Genomic DNA, 20,181 nt, shown 5'->3' on the forward strand with positions numbered 1-20,181 from the left:
ATGTATTGTGGCGGTATGGATCGCATCGAGGAGTTCGGCCTGCTGCTCAAGGCGCTGGCCCGCGAGACCGATCGCCGGATCAACGACCTGCTCCGACCACTCGGGATCACCGCAAGCCAGGCCGAGGCACTGCAACTGCTCGACCGGTACGGCCCACTGTCGCTGGGCGAGCTGGGCACCCTCCTGATCGCGGAAGGGGGCCATCCCAGCAGGCTCGTCGACCGGCTGGTCGCCTCCGGATTCGCCCGGCGGGAAAACTCCAGCGACGACCGTCGGCGGATCGAGATCTCCTGCACCCCACGGGGCAGCGAGCTCGCCCGCGCCGCCCGCGAACACAAGGAGGCCTTCCGTGCATGGCTGCAGGATCAGCTGGCAGGCGCGGACCTGGGCGCGGCCACGGCGGTGCTCGAGACCTGCCTGACCGACACACCGCTGGCCGAGACGGTGCGTCAACGCCGGGAACGCGCGCTCGCCGACGAGATCACGCCATGACCTCACTCGTTCTGGCGGATCACACCTTCGTCGTCCCCCTGGACCACGACGACCCCGATGCCGGGCAGATCGAGGTGTACGCGCGCGAGGTACGCGCAGCAGGCAAAGCAGGTGAAGGGCGTCCCTGGCTGCTGTTCCTCAACGGCGGCCCCGGATTCTCCGCACCTCGGCCCCTCGGCAATGAAGGATGGCTGATCCGCGCCTTGGCCAACTATCGGGTGCTGCTGCTCGACCAACGCGGCACCGGCCGCTCGACACCCGTCAACCGGCACACCCTCGCTCGCCTCGGCAGCACCGCCCAGCAAGCCGACTACCTGGCGCACTTCCGGGCGGACGCCATCGTCCGGGACGCCGAAGTCATACGCCGAACCTTGATCCACGACGAGCCCTGGACCGTCCTCGGCCAGAGCTTCGGCGGCTACTGCACCACCACCTACCTGTCGTTCGCCCCGTACGGCCTGCGGCAGGCCCTCATCACCGGAGGGCTTCCCGGCCTGCACGCCGGTGCCGACGACGCCTACCGCGCCCTGTATCCCACAGTGGCGACCAAGAACGCCCAGCACTACGAGCGCTACCCGGAAGACATCGAACGGGTCAGACAGATCGCCCGGCACCTGCGCGACCACGACGTGCGCCTGCCCAGCGGGCGACAGCTCACCATCGAAGCCTTCCAGTCACTGGGAAACCTGCTCGGGGCCGCGACCGGAAGCCGGCAGCTGCACTACCTTCTCGAAAACCCGTTCACCGGCGGCACGCACCTGTCGGACGCATTCTTGCTCCAGATCGACGCCCAGCTGTCCTGGGCGAGTGCCAATCCGCTGTACTTCCTGCTCCACGAGGCCACCTACGCCCAGACAGACGCCCCGACCGGCTGGTCCGCCCAACGCACCCGCACGGAATTCCCGCATTTCGACGCCGCTGCGGCTCTGGAGGGCGGCACCCCGATCCTGTTCACCGGCGAGATGATCTACCCGTGGCTCTTCGACAACGACCCGCTGCTGCGGCCGCTGCGAGATGTGGCCAACCGGCTGGCCGACCGCCGTGCCTGGACACCCCTGTACGACGTGCCCCAATTGGCGGCCAACACCGTGCCGGTCGCGGCGGCCGTCTACGCCGGCGACATGTACGTCGCCCGGGATCTGTCCCTGGATACCGCGCAAACGATCGCCGGCCTGCGGCTCTGGCTGACCGACGAATACGAGCACGACGGTCTGCGGGCTAGCGACGGAACGGTCCTGGACCGCTTGCTGGCCATCGTCCACCAGAACCCTAAAACCACATGACAACGATCCACGGCGAACAGAAACACCTTCTCTCACAAACGACCGATTCCACGAGAAGATCGCCAACGTGCCACATGGGACGGCCGGAGGCCTTTGAGGTCGAACGTCACTCCTGTCCGCGATGCCACGTCGAACCCGGATCGCCCGGCCAGCCTTGGCGGCCCGGCACCCCGCCGCCCGCCCCCCCGTCGACTTTGATCGACCCACAGCCGACATCCGCATCGGCTACGCCCGCTGCTCCTGCCTCAGTCAGGAACTCCAGTCCCAGCTGGAGGCCCTGAAAGCGCACGGCATCGACCGCGGCAAAATCTTCAGTGAGAAGATCTCCGCTCGCCTCAAAGTGCGGCCCGAGTTCGAAAAGGCCCTCGCCGCCGTCCGGCAGATCGAGGCCCACGCCCCACATTGCCGCGTCATCCTCACCGTGTACGAGATGAAGGGGGCGCGCATGGCGAGGTGTGGCGGGCGCTGGCCGTGGCGCTGCCGCTGCTGCTGCCGGGCCTCGGTGAGCGGCCGCGCGCAGGCGGCTGCATGAGGCCCTCTCCCCCTGACGGGTCGGCGGCCGACCGTGCTTCAGCGCCGTCTCCTCCTGGCGGTTCGGCGGCCGGCCGTGCTTCAGTGCCGGGTGCCGCCGTCAGGGCTGGGGACGCCGGGCCGGGTGAGGCGTTCGGGGTCGACGATCTTGTCGTAGAGGTCTGCGGTGATGCCGCATTGCAGGGCGGCGTCTTTGAGCGGCAGGCCGTTGTCGAGGGCGTAGTGGGCGATGTGGGCGGCCCGGTCGTAGCCGACGACGGGGCTGAGCGCGGTCACCATCATGATCGAGTGCTCGATGTTGTGGTGCAGCGTCTCGGTGTTCAGCCGGACCCCTTCGACCAGGTAGGTGCGGAAGTGGTCCATCATGTCGGCCAGGATGCGCGCCGAGTGCAGCACGTTCCTGATGATGACGGGGCGGAAGGCGTTCAGCTCGAAGTTGCCCTCGCCGCCGGCCATCGAGACGGCGGTGTCGTTGCCCGCCACCTGGATGGCGACCATCAGCAGGGCTTCGGCCTGGGTCGGGTTGACCTTGCCCGGCATGATGGACGAGCCTGGCTCGTTGGCCGGCAGGATCAGCTCGCGCAGGCCGGTACGCGGCCCGGAGCCGAGCCAGCGCAGGTCGTTGGCGAACTTGAACAGCGGTACGGTCAGGGTGCGCAGCGCCGCCGAGACGCGTACCAGGTCGTCGCAGGAGGCCTGGGCGGCGAACTTGTTGGGCGCGCTGAGGAAGGGCCGCCCGGTCAGCTCGGCGATCTTGGCGGCCACCTGCTCGCCGAACTCCGGCGGGGCGTTGAGCCCGGTGCCGACCGCGGTGCCGCCGACGGCCAGCCGGTACAGGCCGGTTCGGGTGCGTTCGAGGTGGTCGATGGCGTCGCCGAGCTGGGCGGCGTAGCCGGACCATTCCTGGCCGACGGTCAGCGGGGTGGCGTCCTCCAGGTGGGTGCGCCCGATCTTGACCACGTGCTCCCATTGCCGGCTCTTGGTCTCGGCGGCCTCGCGCAGCCTGGCGGCCGCGGGCAGCACGTGGTCGTCGATGGCCTCGGCGGCGGCGATGTGCATGGCGGTGACGAAGGTGTCGTTGGAGGACTGGCCCATGTTCACGTGGTCGTTGGGGTGGATCGGGTCCTTGCTGCCCAGCCGCTCGCCGACGAGCTGGATCGCCCGGTTGGAGATCACCTCGTTGACGTTCATGTTGGACTGGGTGCCCGAGCCGGTCTGCCACACGTACAGGGGGAACTCCTCGTCCAGGTCGCCGCGGATGACCTCGTCGGCGACCCGGCTGATCAGGTCGGCCTGCCAGGAGGGCAGGCGGCCGGCGCGGGCGTTGACGATCGCGGCGGCCTTCTTGATGTAGCCGTAGGCGTGGTAGACGGCCTTGGGCATGCGGTCGTCGCCGATGTCGAAGTGGATCAGCGAACGCTGGGTCTGGGCGCCCCAGTAGTGCCCGGCCGGGACCTCGATCTCGCCGAGGGAGTCGCGTTCGGTCCGGGTGCCGTTCTCGTGCAGCCCGACGGGCACGTCCCGGACCCGCGGGGCGCTCATCGCCCGTTCCCGCGGATGGGGCGGTAGAGCGGCTGCCACATCGCATCGTGGACCTGCTGCACCGTGTCGCGCAGTGTGGTGCGGGCCAGGTGCTCCTCGGCCGCCCGGTTGGCGACGGCCACGGCCACCGTGGCCGAGACCGCGCGCAGGTTGTCCACTTGGGGCAGCAGCGAGGCGCCCTTGGCCGAGACGTCGACCATGCCGGCGACGGCTTCGGCGGCCGCCTGCAGCATGCCGGAGCTGACCTGGCGGGCTCGTGAGACCACCACGCCCAGTCCCAGCCCTGGATACAGCAGGGCGTTGTTGGCCTGGGCGATGACGTAGGTGACGGTGTCGCGGGTGATCGGCTCGACCGGGATGCCGGTGGCGATCAGGGCCCGGCCGTCGCTCCAGCGGAGCAGGTCGTCGGGCATCGCCTCGATCCGTTCGGTCGGGTTGGAGATGGGGAAGATGATCGGCCGCTCGACGTGCGCGGCCATCGAGCGCACGATCTCCTCGGTGAACGCGCCGTGGACGGTGGAGGTGCCCAGCAGCATGGTCGGTTTGACCCGCTTGACGACCTCGGCCAGCGAGATGCCGTGCTCGCCCGAGGGCCAGCCGGCGACCTCGTCGCGGGGGCGGGCGTAGGGCTGCTGGTAGTCGCGCAGGCCGGTCATGTCGTCGATGAGCAGGCCCTGCTTGTCGATGGGCCAGATGCGGCGGGTGGCGGCGTCGTGGTCCAGGCCGTCGCGGATCATCGCCTCGCGCAGCTGGTCGGCGATGCCGATGCCGGCGGTTCCGGCGCCGAAGATGACGATGCGCTGCTCCCGCATCGGGGTGGCCGATACGCGTACGGCGCTGAGCATGGCGGCGAGCACGATGGCGCCGGTGCCTTGCATGTCGTCGTTGAAGGTGCAGATGCGGCCGGTGTACTTCTCCAGGATGCGCCGAGCGTTGGAGGGGCCGAAGTCCTCCCAGTGCAGCATGGCGCCGGGGAACATCCGGGTGGCCGTGGTGACGTAGGCGTCGATGAAGTCGTCGTAGCGTTGCCCCCGTACGCGCGAGTGGCGGTTGCCGACGTAGGCGGGGTCGTTCAGCAGTGCCTCGTTGTCGGTGCCGACGTCGAGGGCGACGGGGATGCCGCGGGCGGGGTCGATGCCCGCGGCGGCGGTGTAGACGGCCAGCTTGCCGGCCGCGATGCCGGCTCCGCCGCCCACGCCCCAGTCGCCGATGCCCAGGATCTCCTCGGCGTCGGAGGCCACGATCAGGTCGACGTCGTCCGGGCCCAGCTGCAGGCTCCGGAACGCCCGCTCGATGCCGTCCACGTCGTCGATCGACAGGTACACCCCGCGCGGGCGGCGGTATTCGTGGCTGTAGGTGCGGATCGCCTCGGCGACCGTGGGGTCGTAGACGATGGGCAGCATCTCGCGCAGGTGGTCGCTCAGCAGCCGGTAGTAGAGCACTTCGTTGCGGTCGCGCAGCGCTTCCAGGTAGACGTTCTTGTGCAGGTTCGTCGGCTGGCGTCCGTACTGCACGTATGTGCGGCGTACCTGCTCGTCGAGCGTCTCGACCGCCGGTGGGAGCAGGCCCTCCAGGCCGAGCTCCGCCCGCTCCTGCGGCGAGAAGGCCGTGCCCTTGTTCAGCAGCGGCTCGCGCAGCACCGCGAGCCCCCGCAGCGATGTCACGAAGCTTCCGTCCGGCTGCTCGGCGAACATCAGGTTCGGCAGATCCGGTTTCCTCTTGCCCGGCGACATGGTCCTCCCCCTCCTGTGCAGCCCGTGCGGGAAGGCGCGGCTGTCCTCCCCTGTCTGGCCTTCCCTCGGGGCGGGGGTGGATGCGGAGCCGCAGTCAGGACCACCCCTTATGTGGATAAAAGACCCATTGTGAAGGCGTGGGCGGGAGTCACAGGGTTTCGAGGGCGTCGGCGGGGAGCGTCGGCGTCTGCCACAGCTCGTGGGCCAGGGGCGACCAGTCGCAGGCGAAGGGGCCCTGCCGGGTCTCGACGAGCCCGACGACCTCGTCGCGGGCCGCGCTGACGTGCCGGTGCACCTGCTCGTCGATGAGCCCGAGCCGCCTGCCGTGCCGGTATTCGTCCTCGTCCTTCCACCGGTGCCGGGACAGGTCGGGTTCGACGATCAGGTCGAGCAGCAGGTCGAAGGTGTCGATGCCCAGGCGGGTGCGCTGTTTGGGCAGGTCGAAGTCGATGTACCAGGTCAGCGGCCGCCGGTCGGCGTCGAAGAACCGGCGGACGGTGAAGTGCTTGTCGATGCCGTACCAGCTGCGCACGACGGTGCCCCGCCAGGTCCACCAGCCCAGTTCCCACCGGCCCGAGGCCAGCTCGTCGACGGTCTGCTCGCGGCGGCTGCCGCCGTTGAGGAACGAGGTGATCCAGGTGGTCGAGGCGAGGCTCTTCAGCCCCGGCCAGCCGGCCACCACGAAGTACTCGTCGGTGTCCTGCAGGACCCGGTACGGGGCGGCCGTCCACACCTTGCCGTTCCAGACGTGGCGGCGCACCGCCGTGGCGCCCTCGGCGAAGCGTGTGTTCGTGTCGGCTGTCATGCCTTCGATCATGTCGATCCCGGGCGGGGGCTGCCTCGATCTTGGTGATTTCCTTGCTCCTGGCAGGAGTGCCCGGCCGGGTGAGCCCCCCCGCGGGCGTGGCGCAGGCCGGGGCTGGTGCAATGGCGGGCATGAGTGTGGTGCGTTCGCTGGTGTTGTTCGCCTTGGCCGCCCTGTTCGAGATCGGCGGGGCGTGGCTGGTGTGGCAGGGGGTGCGGGAGCAGCGTGGGCTGGTGTGGGCGGGCGCGGGGGTGATCGCGCTGGGCCTGTACGGGTTCGTGGCCACGTTGCAGCCGGATGCGCATTTCGGGCGGATTCTGGCCGCGTACGGTGGGGTGTTCGTGGCGGGGTCGCTGCTGTGGGGTGTGGTGGCCGACGGGTTCCGGCCGGATCGGTGGGACGTCGTGGGGGCGTTGGTGTGCCTGGTGGGCGTTTTGGTGATCATGTATGCGCCCCGCGGCTGACGGGCGGCCTTGATCGCGAAGTGGCTCATGCGGCCGGTCCTACCTGGCCCGCAGGCAGCTTGACGTGTGCGGCGCATGGTGATCGGTGCCCAGGCGGCGCAGGCCGGTGTCGAGGGCGGCGCGGACGTTCACACCGGTCACGGCGGCGTAGTCGCCCGGGGTGTAGTCGGTGAAGGGCTTGGCGACGAAGATTCCGGCGTTGTTGATCAGAGCGTCGAACCGTTCCAGGGCGGCGGTGATGACCCGTTCGGCGGTGGCGGGGTCGGTGATGTCGCCCTGGACGGTCAGGACGCCCGCGTCGTGGGTGGGGGCGATGGGGCGGAGGTGGCGACGACGGCGTAGCCGAGCTTGCGGTAGGCGTCGACGAGATGGGCGCCGATGCCTTTGCGTCGGGGGCCCCGATTGGCGGTGGCGGGTGATGCGCCGTAGGGTGCCGGTCATGGCTTGTCGCATCTCCGAACTGATCATCAAAAGCCGGGACCCGCAACAGCTGGCGGCGTTCTGGTGCGAGGTGTTGGACTTCATCGTGCTCGACACCGATGACGGCGCGGTGGAGATCGGACCGCGGGAAGGGTTCGGCGGGCTGCAGCCGACTCTGGTCTTCGTCCCCTCAACCGAGCCCCAGACGGGCAGGCCGCGGCTGCACTTCGACGTCAACGCCACCGACCGCGACCAGGACGCCGAACTCGAACGCCTGCTGAAGCTCGGGGCGCGCCCGGCGGACGTCGGCCAGACCGGCCAGGAGTCCTGGCACGTCCTGACCGACCCCGAAGGCAACGAATTCTGCCTCCTGCGAACCCGCCTGAGCTGAGCGGCGGGTCACCGGTTCTTCGGGAATGACGTAGGTCGCCGGGTCCGGTGCCGGTGGAGCGGGACCGAGGCGGTCGCCGTGACGGCACGCACCAGCGCCATGCCCACCCGCCGTGGCCTCGGTCCCACCACTTCTCTCCCGGTCCTATTCGGCGGGCATGACGACGAACGAGAAGTCTGCGCTCGTCGTGCGGTTGAGGGACAGGTCGCACTTGATCCGGCGTTCGACCTCGCTCCTGCTGATCCCGAGCCCCCGGGCGATCAGCCGCTCCGGACGCACGGGCACGGGGTCGAGGAAGGCGACGTCCACCCGGTACGGCCAGGCCGTCTCGACGGCCGATGACTCCAGCCGCCACGCGCCCCGCCAGTCGAGGGTGAACCGGTTGCGCCGCGCGATCGCGGGGTCCAGGAGCGTGTGAGCGACGAGCGCCTGATCGTTGTTCTCGAAGGCGCGGAGCCTGGCCGGATCCAGCGATCGGACCGGCACCCGCTCATGAACCGTGATCTTCGAGGTCCAGTCGCAGCCGACACAGCGGACGAGCAGCCACACGTCAAGCTGCTTGCCGTTGGCATTGATCCGGAACCGGCCCTCGCCGACGGTGGCCGCCTGCGCCCGGCAGTCCGTGCACCGCAGGGCGAGCAGCGGCAGCCGGGTCCTGCGTACGGTCCAGGGCAGCACGAAATGATCTCTATGGGGTTGTGAAGACATGATCTCTCTAAGACCTGACATGAAACGCTGAAGAGCCGGGGCGGCTCAGTGATGGAGAGCAGCCCGGCGGAACCGGCCCCGAGGCCGGTGAGAAAAGCGCAGAAGAAGATGTCAGGCAGCGAGAGCAGGCGGCGTCACGCGACGGTCCTCACGACGAATCCGATAGTGCTGGCCGAACGCTACTGGTCCACCGGTCGGCGCCACAATCGAATTTGTCTCCTGCCGGGCGCCGGAGCGCGGCACACTGGTCGAGCGGCAAGCCATCGCGGGCGACGGAAGGGCAGGCGCAGCCGATGATCGCGCGGACATGGCGAGGATGGGCTTCGAAGGCCACCGCCGAGGACTACCGGCGCCACTACGAAAGCGAGGTGGCCGAGCACCTTCAGCGAGTTCCTGGCTTTTGCGGTGCCCGGCTGCTCCGCTGGGACGACGGTGAGGAGGTGATGTTCACCTCCATCACGTTCTTCTCCAGCATGGAGGACGTGCGCGCGTTCGCCGGAGCCGATCCCGGGCGAGCCGTGGTGGAGGAGGCGGCTCGCCGTGCTCTGACCCGGTGGGACGAACGGGTCACCCACCATGAGGTGGCCGCCGACCTGGACGGCGGGGACGACCGCTGATTCGAATCCGCTGCCGGTCCCGGTAGAGGGACAGCTGGTCCGGTCGTGGCCTTGCCAATCGGCCCGCCGGCCGTCCGGCATATCTCGGCCACCCCCAGGGCCGAGTAGCCGTGCGTCTCGATGAGCGAGCGTGCGGCGCTCAGGATCCGCTCGCCGAGAGCATGCCTATACGGACATACGGGTGAATAGGTACCCATATGGGGATTTATCCCGTCCTCCTGGGTGGCAGGCCGGAGCAAGCTGAACGTGTCTCTGAACACACATGCGCCAACACGGGGGGGAGACGATACACGTGCCAGCCATGTTGCAGCCGCACATCGAGCACGGCACCGCCGGACAGCAGCCCCCACTACGGCTGCTGTCCTGGAACGGGCTCCTGGCCATGGGGGATGGCCTGGCCGTTCGCGCCGGGTGGGCCGGGCAGGACCGCTCGGCGTCGTGGCTGCTGTCGGCACGGCCTTCGGCGGTGCCGAGCGCCCGGCGCATGACCGCGGTCCGGCTGACCGCCTGGGGGTTGCGCGACCACGCCGAGAACGCCGACCTGCTGGTCGGCGCGCTGGTCACCGACGCCCTGCGGCACGCCACCGCACGGCTGAGGCTCTCACTGTGGTTCGAGGACGATCTGCTGCGCTGCGAGATCGAGGACGACCGTCCCGCGCTCGCCTTCGCCGCATCCTGCCACAGGGCCGCCGACAGGGCCGCCGATCGCGGGCACAACCCGCTGCTGGCCCGGCTGGCCTGCTGCTGGGGCGTGGCCGGCAAGGTCGTCTGGTTCGAACTCGTCACCGGCGAACGCGCCTGCGAGCACGCCTGAGCCCGCCCAGCACGTACACCCGTACCTGCCGCCCGAGCGGCACCGAGGGAAAGGAACGACGCCATCGTGCGCCAGACAAGGATCCGCGTCTCCAAGCGGCCCACGCGCCGCCCCGCCCAGGGCGTGGACCTGCGGACCCCGTCAGGACGGCCGCTGCCCTACTGAGGCCGTACCGACACCGCCGACGGCTGGAACCGGCCCTCACCCTGGAGCCGGTTCCGGCCTCCTCAGCGCCGCCAGCGCCTCCTCAGGGCCGCCCCCGTCACTCGTGCCCGTCGGCCCGGGCCCGCTCCCCCACCCACACCGCGATCTGCGCCCGCGAGCTGAACCCCAGCTTGGTCAAAATGTGCTCGATGTGCCCCTCCGCCGTCCGCTGCGCGATCACCAGGGACGCCGCGATCTCCTTGTTCGTCATCCCCTGCGCGACCAGCTCGGCGATCTCCTTCTCCCGCCGCGTCAGCGGCGTCTGCTCCTCTTCCTTGACCGGCCGCTCGGGCGTCTCCTCCTCCAGAGCGTAGGCCAGCGCCTCCTCCAGCGGCAGGCGCGCCCCGCGCCGCACCGCCGTCTCGAACGCCGCCTCCCCCAGCGCCTCCCGCATGGCCCGCTCGCACTCGTCGTGGTAGCGGGCCAGATGCCCGAAACCCGACAGCGGCGCCCCCGCGCAGCTCCACATCGTCTCCAGCACCCCCAGCAGGCAGGCGGCCCGCTGGTGGCAGCCCTGGCCGGCGGCGATCCAGGCCAGCACCTCGATGTTGACGCCGGCGCCGAGCGAGTCGCCGACCGCGCGGTTGAAGGTCAGGCTCTGCTTCTCCAGCTCCGTCGCCCGCCCCAGATCCCCCTGACGCCACCACTGCACACCCAGCGCCATCGTCGTGTACGCCTTGTGCCAGCCCTCCCCACGGGCCTCACATTCGGCCAGGCACTCCTCGCCCGCCGCGATGGCGGACGAGGAGTCACCCAGGAACGAGTGGGCGAGCGTCAGCCGGATGAGCGACAGCGCGATCCCGACCGGGTCGCCGATACGGCGGTGGCGGGCAAGGGCGTCCCTGTATAGCTCGATCGCGGCCTCCGTTCGCCCCTCGCACATGGCCACCATTCCGCGGAACAGGGCCACGTAGGCCAGAACCGGCTCATCATGCAGTTCCTCGCCGAGCCGGCGGCTCTCCTCCAGCAGGGCGATGGCGGCCGGAATGTCGGCCTGGATGATCGCCAGCCAGCTACCCGCCCACAGGGCGCCGGCCCGTACCCGGCTGGGCTCGCTGTCGGCCGCCAGCGCCTGCTGCAGCCAGCCGCGGCCCTCAGCCAGGTAATAACTGGTGATCCAGTGATACAGCAGGTCGCCGGACATGCTCAGCCCCGCGCGGGCCTCGCCCGGCGTGCTCAGCCAGCTGTCCAGGGCGGCCCGCAGGTTGGCATGCTCGCGCCGCAGCCGGGCGAACCACGCCACCTGGCCGGGCCCGAACAGCTCCGCCCTGGCCCGCGCCGCCAGGTCGCGGTAATAAGTGCGGTGCCGTCGCTGCAGGGCGGGCTCGCAGCCGGAGCCCGTGAGCCGTTCGCGACCGTACTGCCGCAGCGTCTCCAGCATCCGGTAGCGTACGCCGCCCGGATGGTCCTCTCGTATCAGCACGGACTTGTCCACCAGGCCGATCACCAGGTCCATGACGTCCAGCGGGTCGATCCCGTCCCCGCCGCACACCGCCTCGGCCGCCTCCAGATCCAGGCCCCCCGCGAACACCGAGACCCGCTCCCACAGCAGGCGTTCTTCGTGCGAACACAGCGCGTAACTCCAATCGATCAGCGCCCGCAGCGTCTGATGCCGGGGCAGCACCGCCCGCGACCCGCCGGTCAGCAGGCGGAAACGGTCGTCGAGCCGGTCGAGCAGCTGCTCGGCCGACAGGGCCCGCAGCCGCACCGCCGCCAGCTCGATCGCCAGCGGCAGCCCGTCCAGCAGGCGCACGATGCGGGTGACGACCTCCCGGTTGTCCTCCGCGACCGTGAAGGACGGCAGGGCGGCGCGGGCACGCTCGGCGAACAGCCGTACCGCGTCCTGCCGTATCAGCTTCTCCAGCGGCACCTGCAGGTCCGGCAGCGGCAGCGGCGCCACCGGCACCGCCTGCTCGCCGGCGATGCCCATCGCCTGCCGGCTGGTGGCCAGCACCCGCAGATCCGGCGCCGCCCGCAGCAGCGCCTCGCTCAGCGCCGCACACTCGCCGATCATGTGCTCGCAGTTGTCGAGGATCAGCAGGGCCTGCTTGTCGCGCAGGTGGCAGGTCAGCACCCGCATCGGGGCATCGCCCGTGTGGTCGCGGATCTCCAGCGCCTCGGCCACGGCCTGGGCCAGCATGGCGGGGCCGTCCAGCTCGGCCAGCTCCACCAGCCACACCCCGTCCCGGAAGGCCCGCCGCACGTCCTGGCCGACCCGCACCGCCAGGCGCGTCTTGCCGACGCCGCCCACGCCCGTCAGCGTGACGGCCCTGGAGGCGGACAGCAGGTGTTTGACCTCGGCCACCTCGTGCCGACGCCCCACGAAACTCGTCACCTCGGCCGGCAGCCCGCCGTTGGGCCGCCCTCCGTAGGTGCTGGCAGTCACCGCTGTCATTGGCGCCTTCCGCGACGCGGCCGGCGCTGCCGTCGGCCCGCATCCCACGTCGTCGCCCCCAGGTTATGTCCCGGCCGTTATCCCAGACGAGCACGGTCAAGAACCCACAACAAGTTTTGGCCGTCGCATGGTGTAACGGCGTCTCGACCTTGACGGCCGGCCGCTCCTAGCGTGGAGGGAAGGAGAGGGGCAGACCATGTTCATCCAGGTCATCCAGGGCCGCGCGCTCGACGTCGACGATCTGCACGAGGCGCTGGAGCGGTGGATGCGCGAGCTTTCGCCCGGCGCGCACGGCTGGCTGGGCACCACGGCCGGCGTCACCGACGACGGCCTGTTCGTCCACGTCGCCCGCTTCGACACCCGCCACGCGGCCCACCACAGCGGCGACCGGCCCGAACACGGGCAGTGGTGGGTGCGGACCGCGAAACTGTTCGCCGGCGAGGTGACCTTCCTCGACTGCGACGAAGTGATCGAATACCTGGGCGGAGGGTCCGACGAGGCCGGATTCGTCCAGGTGCTGCAGGGGCGCGTACGCGACCACGCGCGGGTACGCCAGGTGCTGGAGCGCGGGCAGGAGGAGCTGGCGGCCTTCCGCAGCGACCTCATCGGCGGCACCGCCGCGCTGTGCGGGCAGGACGGCTGCGTCCAGACCGCGTACTTCACCAGCGAGATGGCCGCCCGGCGGGGCGAGGCCAAGCTGCAGCCACCGGCGATCCGGGGCCTGCTGCGGGACTGGCAGGAGCTGTTCGTCTCCGACGTGGACTTCTTCGACCTGCGCGAGCCGTGGCTGTACTCGCCGCGCTAACCGCCCCTTCTCACACATGGGCGGGCATCCGTACGGGCACCTCGAACCACACGAGCTTGCCCCGGCCCGTGGGCACGCTGCCCCAGCCGGAGGACAGGACCTCCACCAGCAGCAGCCCGCGCGAGCCCTCGTCGTCGCAGGAGGCGGCGCGCGGGCTCGGCGGCACGGGACTGGAGTCCTCCACCTCGCAGCGCAGCAGCCCGTCGGCCGCCGACAGGCTCATGCGCACCAGGCCGCGCGCATGCCGGACCGCGTTGGTGACCAGCTCGCTGATCAGCAGCTCGGCGTACTCGCACGCCTGCTGCAGCCCCCACTCGGCGAGCTGGGCGCGGGCGGCCTGCCGGGCCCGGCGCACCGAGCGCGCCTGGGAGGTGAACGTCCACGACGCCAGGGCGGTGCTCACGCGGCCCGCTCCAGGACGGCCGGTACGACGCTGCGGCCGTCGGGCAGCAGCTCGCCGGTGTCGTCGAAGAACACCACCCCGTTGCACAGCAGCCCCCACCCCTGCTCGGGATGGTAGGCGACCAGGCGGGCGGCCTGGTGAGCGGCGGAGTTCGCCGGAGGACAGGGAGGCTGGTGCGTACACATGGTGCGGATTCCTCCGTTCCTCGCATCCAGCTGGTTTTCCGTACGCTTCCAACGTGCCCCACAGCACCACGTCAAGAAGAGGTGAAAAATACCCTTATAGGTACCTATGTCGGCACGTACGTAGCTGGGGCGGTCACACCGTCAGAGCCTCCCGGCCCTCATCCCACCTCCACCGCACCTCACGACCCCTCAGATGCACCCCGCCGATCCACCGATCCACCCCGTTGAGCCGCACCTGATCCTCCTCACCCGCCAACACCCGCGCACCCACAGCGCTCAACCGCACCACCGTGGCCGGCCCGACCGGCCCACCCCCAGGCCGAAGATCCAGCAGCGGGTACGAGCCCCCCGCCAGCCGCTCCATCATCGCGAAACACGACGTGTCCCCCAGATACGGCCGCGCCTCCCGCGCCGCGGCACGCACGAACACCTCCCCCGCCGTCCCCTCCCGCGCCGCCGCCGCCAGCACCCGACGCTCGGCCAGCGAAAGCCCGTCACGAGTGGAGGGATACTCCCGACAGAGCCGCTCGAACGCCTCACCGAGAAAACGCAACTCACCGGAGCGCACCGCGGCGATACCCGCCAGCCCCCCCGGCGTCGGCGCACGAAAAGCCGCCCACGCCCGGCTCGCCAACTCCAGCGCCGCCGCAGACAACCGCGCGCACGCCCTCGTCGCCGGCAACTCCCGCAACTGCTCCGCACGCAACTCACCCAGACCACCGAACCGCGCGATCCCGGGATGCTCCCCGATGCAGATCAACGTCACCGCCCCGGCCGGCACCCCCAGCTCGGCCAGCAGCGCCAGAATCTCCACGATCTGCAACTGATCATAGAGATCGGCCTCGAACCACAGCACGTACTGCCCGCCCCGGTTCGCCTCCACGGCCGCGTCCCGCTCCAGGAACATCCGCAGCCCCTCACCACGGTCCACCCCGTGCGCCCCCGCCAGGAACGCGGCCCTGACCCGGCGCAACTCCTCCCGCCCCACCGCCGGCACCGGCCCCTCGTGCAGCACATCCCGCCAGAACACGATCCGCCGCGCCAGCCCCGTACCCGCCAGATCGGTGGCGTCACCGTTGCTGATGTGCAGCGCCGCCGCCATCCAGCCATCCTCAGCCGCGGGCCGCTCACCCAGCAGCCGGGCGCGCGCCACCGCGTACGACTCGCCCGTCTTGGCCATGCGGGCACGCACCCGCCGCTTGAAATCCGCCTGCTTGGTCATGAACATCTCCCGAACGCCGCCGCGGCGTCCCCCAGCGACCGGCGCGGCAGGCGCACGACCAGCCGGCAGATCCCCCGTCCGAGAGGTGAACCTCCCTTTGCCTCCAACAGCTGACCCGGCTGGGGCGGGTGACCGGAGGTTGGGCGCGGACGGCCGCCACCGGCCATGGTAACGCCGCCCCCGCCGCCCCCGCGAGACCCCCGCGAGACCTCTCAGGCCGGCCGCACCGGCTGACGCAGCACCGTACGCGGCTGCGGATCATCCAACGGCGTCAGATACACCTCATGATGCGGCCCATTGGGCACCAGCCCCCGCTCGGCCATGAACGCCTCCATCACCGCCAGCGACCGATACTCCTCACTGAAGGCGCCCACATGCAGCACCTCCACACACTCCCCCTCGGTGAACGTCGCCACCCGCACCCGATCCACCGCCGCCCCCGACGACCGCGCCCCCTCCCGCGCCCGCTCCACCAGCCCCGCCTCCGGCATCCCCGCCAGCGGCAGCAGCAGATGCCAGCGCCACAACTCCCGCGGCACCTCCAGCCCCGGACGCCCGTCCTCCACGAACCACAACCCCTCCAGCGGCCCCGCCGGACCGCCCATCCCCGCCGCCACCGCATACAGCGCGCCGATCGCCGACACGTGCTCACTGCCGCCCGGCTCACCCATGCCCGTCACGTTCAGGCAGGTCACCGGACCATACGTGGCCAGTTCAGGATTCACGACTCCTCCAGACAGATCATCACCTGCGTGACAAGATGGTCAGGCGAGGTCACGGCCGGATCCGACACGTACACCTCGCGAATGGGCCCCCGCACCTCACACCGGCGCTCACCACACCAGGCCAGCACCGCATGCACCGTCAACGACATCTGGTCATAAGGCCCCACATGCGTCGCACACGCGAACCTGCCCCCCGGCAACACCCGCACCGGCGCACCCCCACCACCCTCCCCATCCCCCAGCACCCGGACGGCCTCCACCTCGAACACCTCACCCAGATCCACCGGGAACAACCCGATCAACTGAACCGGCCCGGCAGGTCCCAGCAGGCGCGACAGCGCCGCCGACGCCGCCCGCCCCACATCCTCCGGACCCGCCGCCCGCTCCCTGGCCACCGCCACCCGCCGCGCCGGCTCCTCCACCACCCGCACCGGCACCGACGGCAACCCCTGCGCCATCACCCGCTCCAGCGACGCGAGCGTACGACGCCGCCGCGCCAACTCCGCCTCCAGATCCTCCCTGACCCCCTCCAGCGCCCCCGCCCCGCCGGACAGCACCTCACCCACCACCGCCAGCGGCACATCCAGCGACCGCAGCAACGCGATCGACAACGCCACCCGAGCCTGCGACGCCCGGTAATACCGGTAACCCGTCACCGCATCCACCCGCGCCGGCCGCAACAACCCCAGCTCGTCATAGTGACGCAACTGCTTCACACTCAACCGCCCCAACCGGGCGAACTGCCCGATCGGCAGCAACTCCTCATCCACGCCCACCAGCATGGACCCTCCCACCGAGGGAGAGTCCAGCCGAACTCACCACCCACCTCGGCCTCACCCAACCCGGCACCAGCAAACACCTCCGCGTCCTACGCGAAGCCGGCCTCGTCACCGTCCGCAAAGACGCCCAACGCCGCTGGTACGAACTCCGCCCCGCCCGCGTCGAGAGCGCCAAACTCCTCGACTACGACACCCCGACCGGCCAGGGCGCCCGGCTCATCGTCACCCACACCGGCGACACCACCACCCTCGACGCCTGGCGCATCCGCGTCGAGGACCTGGCTTTCGCCCTGGTGGATCTGTGGTTTTTAAAGGGTGAGAAGGATGGTACAACCACCCACGCCCTTTACAAAGTAGATCACTAGCCTTGGAGGCCGAGGACCGCCGCCGTCATCGCCCGCGCCCGCCCCGGCGCTGTCAGCAGGTCCGTCGAATCCGACAGCTGATCCACGCACCCCACCACCGGCAACCCCCTGATCACCGGATCCGACACCGACTCCAGCAGCGCCTGCACGAACCGGTCTCCCCCGATCACCTCGAACGGCCGGTCGAAGAACCCCCGTACCCGCTCATCCAGCCGCTCGGCCAGCGCCACCCGGTTCTGCAGCGCCGCCACCCGCGCGTACGCCCCCGACAGCCCCTCCTGCCGCTCCCGCCAGGAGCGCGCCGCCATCGCCGCCCTCAGGCACTCCCCCAGCTCCGTCGAGCCGGGCATGCGTGCCAGCGCGCTGCCGAGCCATTTCGCGTACGGCGGGTAGCGCCGCCGCAGCAGCAGCGCCAGCCGCATCACCTCCCGCGCCAGCCGCGCCCCCACCACGGCTGAGCCCAGCTCATCGCCCACCTCGCCGCACCGGCCCGGGAACGACTCCTCCTGCGCGATCCGCCGCCACTGACACGCCAGCACATACCGCCACACATCCTCCGGATACCAGCGCAACGCCGCCCGGGCCGCCTCCAGCCCGCCCCCGGGCACGGCGGCCTCCAGCCCGTCGTGGAACACCTCCCCCTGCGTCACCTCGGCCAGGCATTGCCACGGCGCCGACAACCAGTCCAGCAGCGAGACCCCCGCACGCGGATCGAAACCCAGCCGCTCCACCAGCCACGGCCCCAGCTCCGTCACCACCACCCCCGGCTGCACGCTGCCGTGGTAGCCGAACACCGTCGGAAAACCGCCGAAGCGCTCCGGCAGGCCCGCCACCACCTTCGCCCGCACCTCGGGCGCCATCCCGGGCGCCACGAACACCAGCACCCGCGGCCCCCAGTCATGATCGGCCGAGCGGGCCGTGTCGAACTCCAGCACCTCCGACCCCGGCCCGATCAACGCGGCACTGTGCACGACCCCGGACACCAAAGGCGCCACCACCTCGCCGTAGAAGGCGCGGGACAACTCAATACCAGGTACAAAATCGGACATCACGCCGTCAACTCTGCACCAGCGCCGTCCGAACCTCACCCGATTTTCCGCCCGCCCGCCCGGGTCACCCCGCCACGTGAGAGGCCATCACCCGCCGGCGCCGGTAGCCGATCCGCTCATAGACGGTGACGGCCGCCACGTTGTCGTCGTCGACCATCAGCGCCGCCCGCCCGTAGGCGGCCAGCAACTCCGCCGAGACCCACCGGCACACCCGGTCGGCCAGCCCGCGCCCCCGCAGGCCCGCCCTCGTCGCCACCCCGGCCAGCAGCCCCACGCTGGGCGCCGGCCAGGCCTCGGCCGCCACCGCCGCCAGCTCGCCGCCGACGCGCAGCCCGGCCCACCGCCGCACCCCGGCCAGGCCGGGCACCGCGTAGGAGTCGGGCGCATCGGCCGCCAGCAGGGCCGCCACCTCGGTCTCGGCCTCCGGCTCCAGCCAGCCCACCCCGCCCGGGGCGGGGCCGTCCAGCGCCGGCAGGCTCATCCAGGAGAACGTCCCCGACTCGCGCAGGCCGTCGAGCTTGGCCGTCACCTCGCGTACCAGCTCCAGCTCCCCGAACGGCCGGTAGGAGGGCCCCAGCTCGGCCAGCGCGTGCCGCACCAGCTCCGTCGCGTCCGCGGCCGCGCCCCACACGCCCAGCCGGTCGCGGCGCGAGGCCCCGGGGCCGGCGGCCACCACCGCCCCGCCCAGCGCCCACGCCCGCGCCCCGCCGCGCAGCCCCTGCGCCGCCCACACCAGCAGGTCGTCGTCACCGCACGCGGCGCGCACCTCGGCGTCGTCGCGTAACTCCCGTATCGCCACGGCTCGTCACAAGATGGCGCCAGGCCGGTAGGCCGCCGCCTCCGGGTGCGCCGCCACGACCTCGCCCACCTGCCGGGTGACGGCCTCCACCTGTTCGGCGGCCGCCCCGGTGAACGACACCCGGTCGTCCAGCAGCGCCTCCAGGTGGGCCCGGTCCAGCGGGAAGCGGGTGTCGGCCGCCAGCAGGTCGATCAGCTCGTTGCCGGCGCCGCGCGAGCGCATCGCCAGCGCCGCCCCCACCGCGTGCTCCTTGATCACCTCGTGCGCGCTCTCCCGGCCCACCCCGGCCCGCACCGCCGCCATGAGCATCTTCGTCGTGGCCAGGAACGGCAGGTAGCGGTCCAGCTCGGCGGCGATGACCGCCGGGAAGGCGCCGAACTCGTCCAGCACCGTCAGCATCGTCTCCACCAGCCCGTCGAAGGCGAAGAACGCATCCGGCAGCGCCACCCGGCGCACCACCGAGCACGACACGTCGCCCTCGTTCCACTGGTCGCCCGCCAGCTCGCCCGCCATCGAGGCGTAACCCCGCAGCACCACGGCCAGGCCGTTGACCCGCTCGCAGGAGCGCGTGTTCATCTTGTGGGGCATCGCCGACGAGCCGACCTGCCCCTCCTTGAACCCCTCGGTGACCAGCTCGTGCCCGGCCATCAGCCGGATCGTCTTGGCCAGCGACGACGGCGCCGCCGCCAGCTGCACCAGCGCCGTCACCACCTCGAAGTCCAGCGAACGCGGATAAACCTGCCCCACGCTGGTGAAACGGTGCGCGAACCCCAGGTGCGCGGCCACCTTCTCCTCCAGCTCGGCCAGCCTGCCCCGGTCGCCGCCCAGAAGATCGAGCATGTCCTGCGCGGTGCCCACCGGCCCCTTGATCCCGCGCAGCGGGTAGCGGCCGATCAGCTCCTCCAGCCGCCGGTAGGCCACCAGCAGCTCATCGGCCGCCGACGCGAACCGCTTGCCCAGCGTGGTCGCCTGCGCCGCCACGTTGTGCGAACGCCCGGCCACCACCGTGGCCTTGTGCTCCTCGGCCAGCGACACCAGCCGCGCCAGCAACGCCACCACCCGGTCACGCGCCAGCAGCAGGCTGTCCCGGATCTGCAGCTGCTCGACGTTCTCGGTCAGGTCACGCGAGGTCATCCCCTTGTGCACCTGCTCGTGGCCGGCCAGCGCGTTGAACTCCTCGATGCGCGCCTTCACGTCGTGCCGCGTCACCCGCTCACGCGCCGCGATCGACTCGACGTCGACCTGCTCGACGACCTTCTCGTAGTCCTCGACCGCGCCCTGCGGGACCGTCACCCCCAGCTCGGCCTGCGCCCGCAACACCGCCAGCCACAACCGCCGCTCAGCGATGATCTTGTACTCGGGGGACCACAGGCGGGCCAGCTCCGGCGAGGCATAACGCGAGGCCAGGACATTAGGGATACGCGGCTTGGACGTCACGTCGGACAAGTCT

General features: G+C 70.9%; 23 protein-coding genes and 1 pseudogene. 9 read left to right on the forward strand and 15 right to left on the reverse strand.

Features of this window, described 5'->3' with window-relative positions; all coding sequences use genetic code 11:
- Positions 1-15 precede the first annotated feature (15 nt).
- Together HD596_RS44575 and HD596_RS44580 are read left to right on the forward strand one after the other, a co-directional pair.
- Entirely contained in the window at positions 16-492 is a 477-nt protein-coding gene (locus tag HD596_RS44575) for a MarR family winged helix-turn-helix transcriptional regulator (RefSeq protein WP_185075405.1), read from the forward strand.
- Positions 489-1,775 (forward strand): alpha/beta fold hydrolase, encoded by a 1,287-nt coding sequence (locus HD596_RS44580; protein WP_185075406.1) that lies wholly within the window; start codon positions 489-491, stop codon positions 1,773-1,775. The genes HD596_RS44575 and HD596_RS44580 overlap by 4 nt, the downstream gene beginning before the upstream one ends.
- A gap of 106 nt (positions 1,776-1,881) precedes the next feature.
- Here HD596_RS44580 and HD596_RS65260 read toward each other — a convergent pair whose 3' ends face one another.
- Positions 1,882-2,169, reverse strand: a complete 288-nt coding sequence (locus HD596_RS65260; RefSeq protein ID WP_313047719.1) for a hypothetical protein — start codon at positions 2,167-2,169, stop codon at positions 1,882-1,884.
- Between HD596_RS65260 and HD596_RS65265 the strand changes: the two genes are divergently transcribed.
- Positions 2,053-2,307, forward strand: coding sequence for a recombinase family protein (locus HD596_RS65265; protein WP_313047656.1), 255 nt, complete (start codon positions 2,053-2,055; stop codon positions 2,305-2,307). The genes HD596_RS65260 and HD596_RS65265 overlap by 117 nt on opposite strands.
- An 80-nt stretch (positions 2,308-2,387) precedes the next feature.
- Here the strand turns inward: HD596_RS65265 and HD596_RS44590 are convergent, their stop codons facing one another.
- The 3 genes from HD596_RS44590 to HD596_RS44600 all read right to left on the reverse strand — a co-directional run bounded on the left by HD596_RS44590 (position 2,388) and on the right by HD596_RS44600 (position 6,386).
- Positions 2,388-3,848: a class II fumarate hydratase gene (locus tag HD596_RS44590; RefSeq protein WP_185075407.1), complete on the reverse strand. Its 1,461-nt coding sequence runs from the start codon at positions 3,846-3,848 to the stop codon at positions 2,388-2,390.
- A complete protein-coding gene (locus tag HD596_RS44595; RefSeq protein ID WP_185075408.1) occupies positions 3,845-5,581 on the reverse strand; it encodes an NAD-dependent malic enzyme in 1,737 nt (578 codons plus the stop codon). The genes HD596_RS44590 and HD596_RS44595 overlap by 4 nt, the downstream gene beginning before the upstream one ends.
- A 148-nt stretch (positions 5,582-5,729) precedes the next feature.
- A complete protein-coding gene (locus HD596_RS44600; protein WP_185075409.1) occupies positions 5,730-6,386 on the reverse strand; it encodes a ribonuclease FAU-1 family protein in 657 nt (218 codons plus the stop codon).
- A 131-nt stretch (positions 6,387-6,517) separates the two neighbouring features.
- Between HD596_RS44600 and HD596_RS44605 the strand changes: the two genes are divergently transcribed.
- The gene (locus tag HD596_RS44605; protein ID WP_185075410.1) at positions 6,518-6,850 is read left to right on the forward strand and encodes a YnfA family protein; all 333 of its coding nucleotides are present in this window, start codon (positions 6,518-6,520) and stop codon (positions 6,848-6,850) included.
- A 39-nt stretch (positions 6,851-6,889) separates the two neighbouring features.
- Here the strand turns inward: HD596_RS44605 and HD596_RS60860 are convergent, their stop codons facing one another.
- Complete coding sequence (locus tag HD596_RS60860; RefSeq protein WP_221519852.1) at positions 6,890-7,291, reverse strand: SDR family NAD(P)-dependent oxidoreductase; 402 nt, start codon at positions 7,289-7,291, stop codon at positions 6,890-6,892.
- On the opposite strand from HD596_RS60860, the gene HD596_RS44615 reads away from it, so the two are divergent.
- Positions 7,290-7,661: a VOC family protein gene (locus HD596_RS44615; RefSeq protein WP_185075411.1), complete on the forward strand. Its 372-nt coding sequence runs from the start codon at positions 7,290-7,292 to the stop codon at positions 7,659-7,661. The two genes, HD596_RS60860 and HD596_RS44615, sit on opposite strands and share 2 nt — an antisense overlap.
- 144 nt (positions 7,662-7,805) lie before the next feature.
- Here the strand turns inward: HD596_RS44615 and HD596_RS44620 are convergent, their stop codons facing one another.
- Positions 7,806-8,339, reverse strand: a complete 534-nt coding sequence (locus tag HD596_RS44620; RefSeq protein WP_313046336.1) for a DUF1062 domain-containing protein — start codon at positions 8,337-8,339, stop codon at positions 7,806-7,808.
- 323 nt (positions 8,340-8,662) lie between these two features.
- Between HD596_RS44620 and HD596_RS62800 the strand changes: the two genes are divergently transcribed.
- Positions 8,663-8,986 carry an antibiotic biosynthesis monooxygenase family protein gene (locus tag HD596_RS62800; protein WP_185075413.1) on the forward strand — a complete coding sequence of 108 codons (324 nt, stop codon included), beginning with the start codon at positions 8,663-8,665 and terminating at the stop codon, positions 8,984-8,986.
- Positions 8,987-9,278: 292 nt separating this feature from the next.
- The gene (locus HD596_RS44635; protein ID WP_185075414.1) at positions 9,279-9,800 is read left to right on the forward strand and encodes an ATP-binding protein; all 522 of its coding nucleotides are present in this window, start codon (positions 9,279-9,281) and stop codon (positions 9,798-9,800) included.
- 262 nt (positions 9,801-10,062) lie between these two features.
- On the opposite strand, the gene HD596_RS44640 is transcribed toward HD596_RS44635, so the two are convergent.
- On the reverse strand, positions 10,063-12,399 hold the full coding sequence (locus HD596_RS44640; RefSeq protein ID WP_185075415.1) for an ATP-binding protein: 2,337 nt from the start codon (positions 12,397-12,399) through the stop codon (positions 10,063-10,065).
- Positions 12,400-12,595: 196 nt separating this feature from the next.
- On the opposite strand from HD596_RS44640, the gene HD596_RS44645 reads away from it, so the two are divergent.
- Positions 12,596-13,204, forward strand: coding sequence for a hypothetical protein (locus HD596_RS44645; RefSeq protein ID WP_185075416.1), 609 nt, complete (start codon positions 12,596-12,598; stop codon positions 13,202-13,204).
- A 10-nt stretch (positions 13,205-13,214) separates the two neighbouring features.
- Here HD596_RS44645 and HD596_RS44650 read toward each other — a convergent pair whose 3' ends face one another.
- From HD596_RS44650 to HD596_RS64265, 5 genes are all read right to left on the reverse strand, one after another.
- A complete protein-coding gene (locus tag HD596_RS44650) occupies positions 13,215-13,607 on the reverse strand; it encodes an ATP-binding protein (RefSeq protein WP_185075417.1) in 393 nt (130 codons plus the stop codon).
- Positions 13,604-13,792, reverse strand: coding sequence for a DUF5999 family protein (locus HD596_RS44655; protein ID WP_185075418.1), 189 nt, complete (start codon positions 13,790-13,792; stop codon positions 13,604-13,606). Before HD596_RS44655 ends, HD596_RS44650 begins: the two co-directional genes overlap by 4 nt.
- Positions 13,793-13,925: 133 nt before the next feature.
- Positions 13,926-15,014 carry a hypothetical protein gene (locus tag HD596_RS44660; RefSeq protein ID WP_185075419.1) on the reverse strand — a complete coding sequence of 363 codons (1,089 nt, stop codon included), beginning with the start codon at positions 15,012-15,014 and terminating at the stop codon, positions 13,926-13,928.
- A gap of 212 nt (positions 15,015-15,226) precedes the next feature.
- The gene (locus tag HD596_RS44665) at positions 15,227-15,739 is read right to left on the reverse strand and encodes a hypothetical protein (RefSeq protein WP_185075420.1); all 513 of its coding nucleotides are present in this window, start codon (positions 15,737-15,739) and stop codon (positions 15,227-15,229) included.
- Positions 15,736-16,521 (reverse strand): MerR family transcriptional regulator, encoded by a 786-nt coding sequence (locus HD596_RS64265; protein ID WP_185075421.1) that lies wholly within the window; start codon positions 16,519-16,521, stop codon positions 15,736-15,738. The genes HD596_RS44665 and HD596_RS64265 overlap by 4 nt, the downstream gene beginning before the upstream one ends.
- A 32-nt stretch (positions 16,522-16,553) precedes the next feature.
- Here HD596_RS64265 and HD596_RS60870 point away from each other — a divergent pair.
- Positions 16,554-16,883, forward strand: a pseudogene (locus HD596_RS60870) (ArsR/SmtB family transcription factor); the annotation flags it as partial.
- Here HD596_RS60870 and HD596_RS44680 read toward each other — a convergent pair.
- The 3 genes from HD596_RS44680 to purB form a co-directional block, all read right to left on the reverse strand.
- Entirely contained in the window at positions 16,880-17,932 is a 1,053-nt protein-coding gene (locus HD596_RS44680) for a DUF4037 domain-containing protein (protein WP_185075422.1), read from the reverse strand. The pseudogene HD596_RS60870 and the gene HD596_RS44680 overlap by 4 nt on opposite strands.
- 64 nt (positions 17,933-17,996) lie before the next feature.
- Positions 17,997-18,731 carry a GNAT family N-acetyltransferase gene (locus tag HD596_RS65270; protein ID WP_221519854.1) on the reverse strand — a complete coding sequence of 245 codons (735 nt, stop codon included), beginning with the start codon at positions 18,729-18,731 and terminating at the stop codon, positions 17,997-17,999.
- A 6-nt stretch (positions 18,732-18,737) separates the two neighbouring features.
- On the reverse strand, positions 18,738-20,168 hold the full coding sequence (gene purB, locus HD596_RS44690; protein WP_185075423.1) for an adenylosuccinate lyase: 1,431 nt from the start codon (positions 20,166-20,168) through the stop codon (positions 18,738-18,740).
- Between the last annotated feature and the right edge of the window lie 13 nt (positions 20,169-20,181).

The sequence above is a fragment of the Nonomuraea jabiensis genome, from assembly GCF_014204795.1.
GTDB lineage: Bacteria > Actinomycetota > Actinomycetes > Streptosporangiales > Streptosporangiaceae > Nonomuraea > Nonomuraea jabiensis.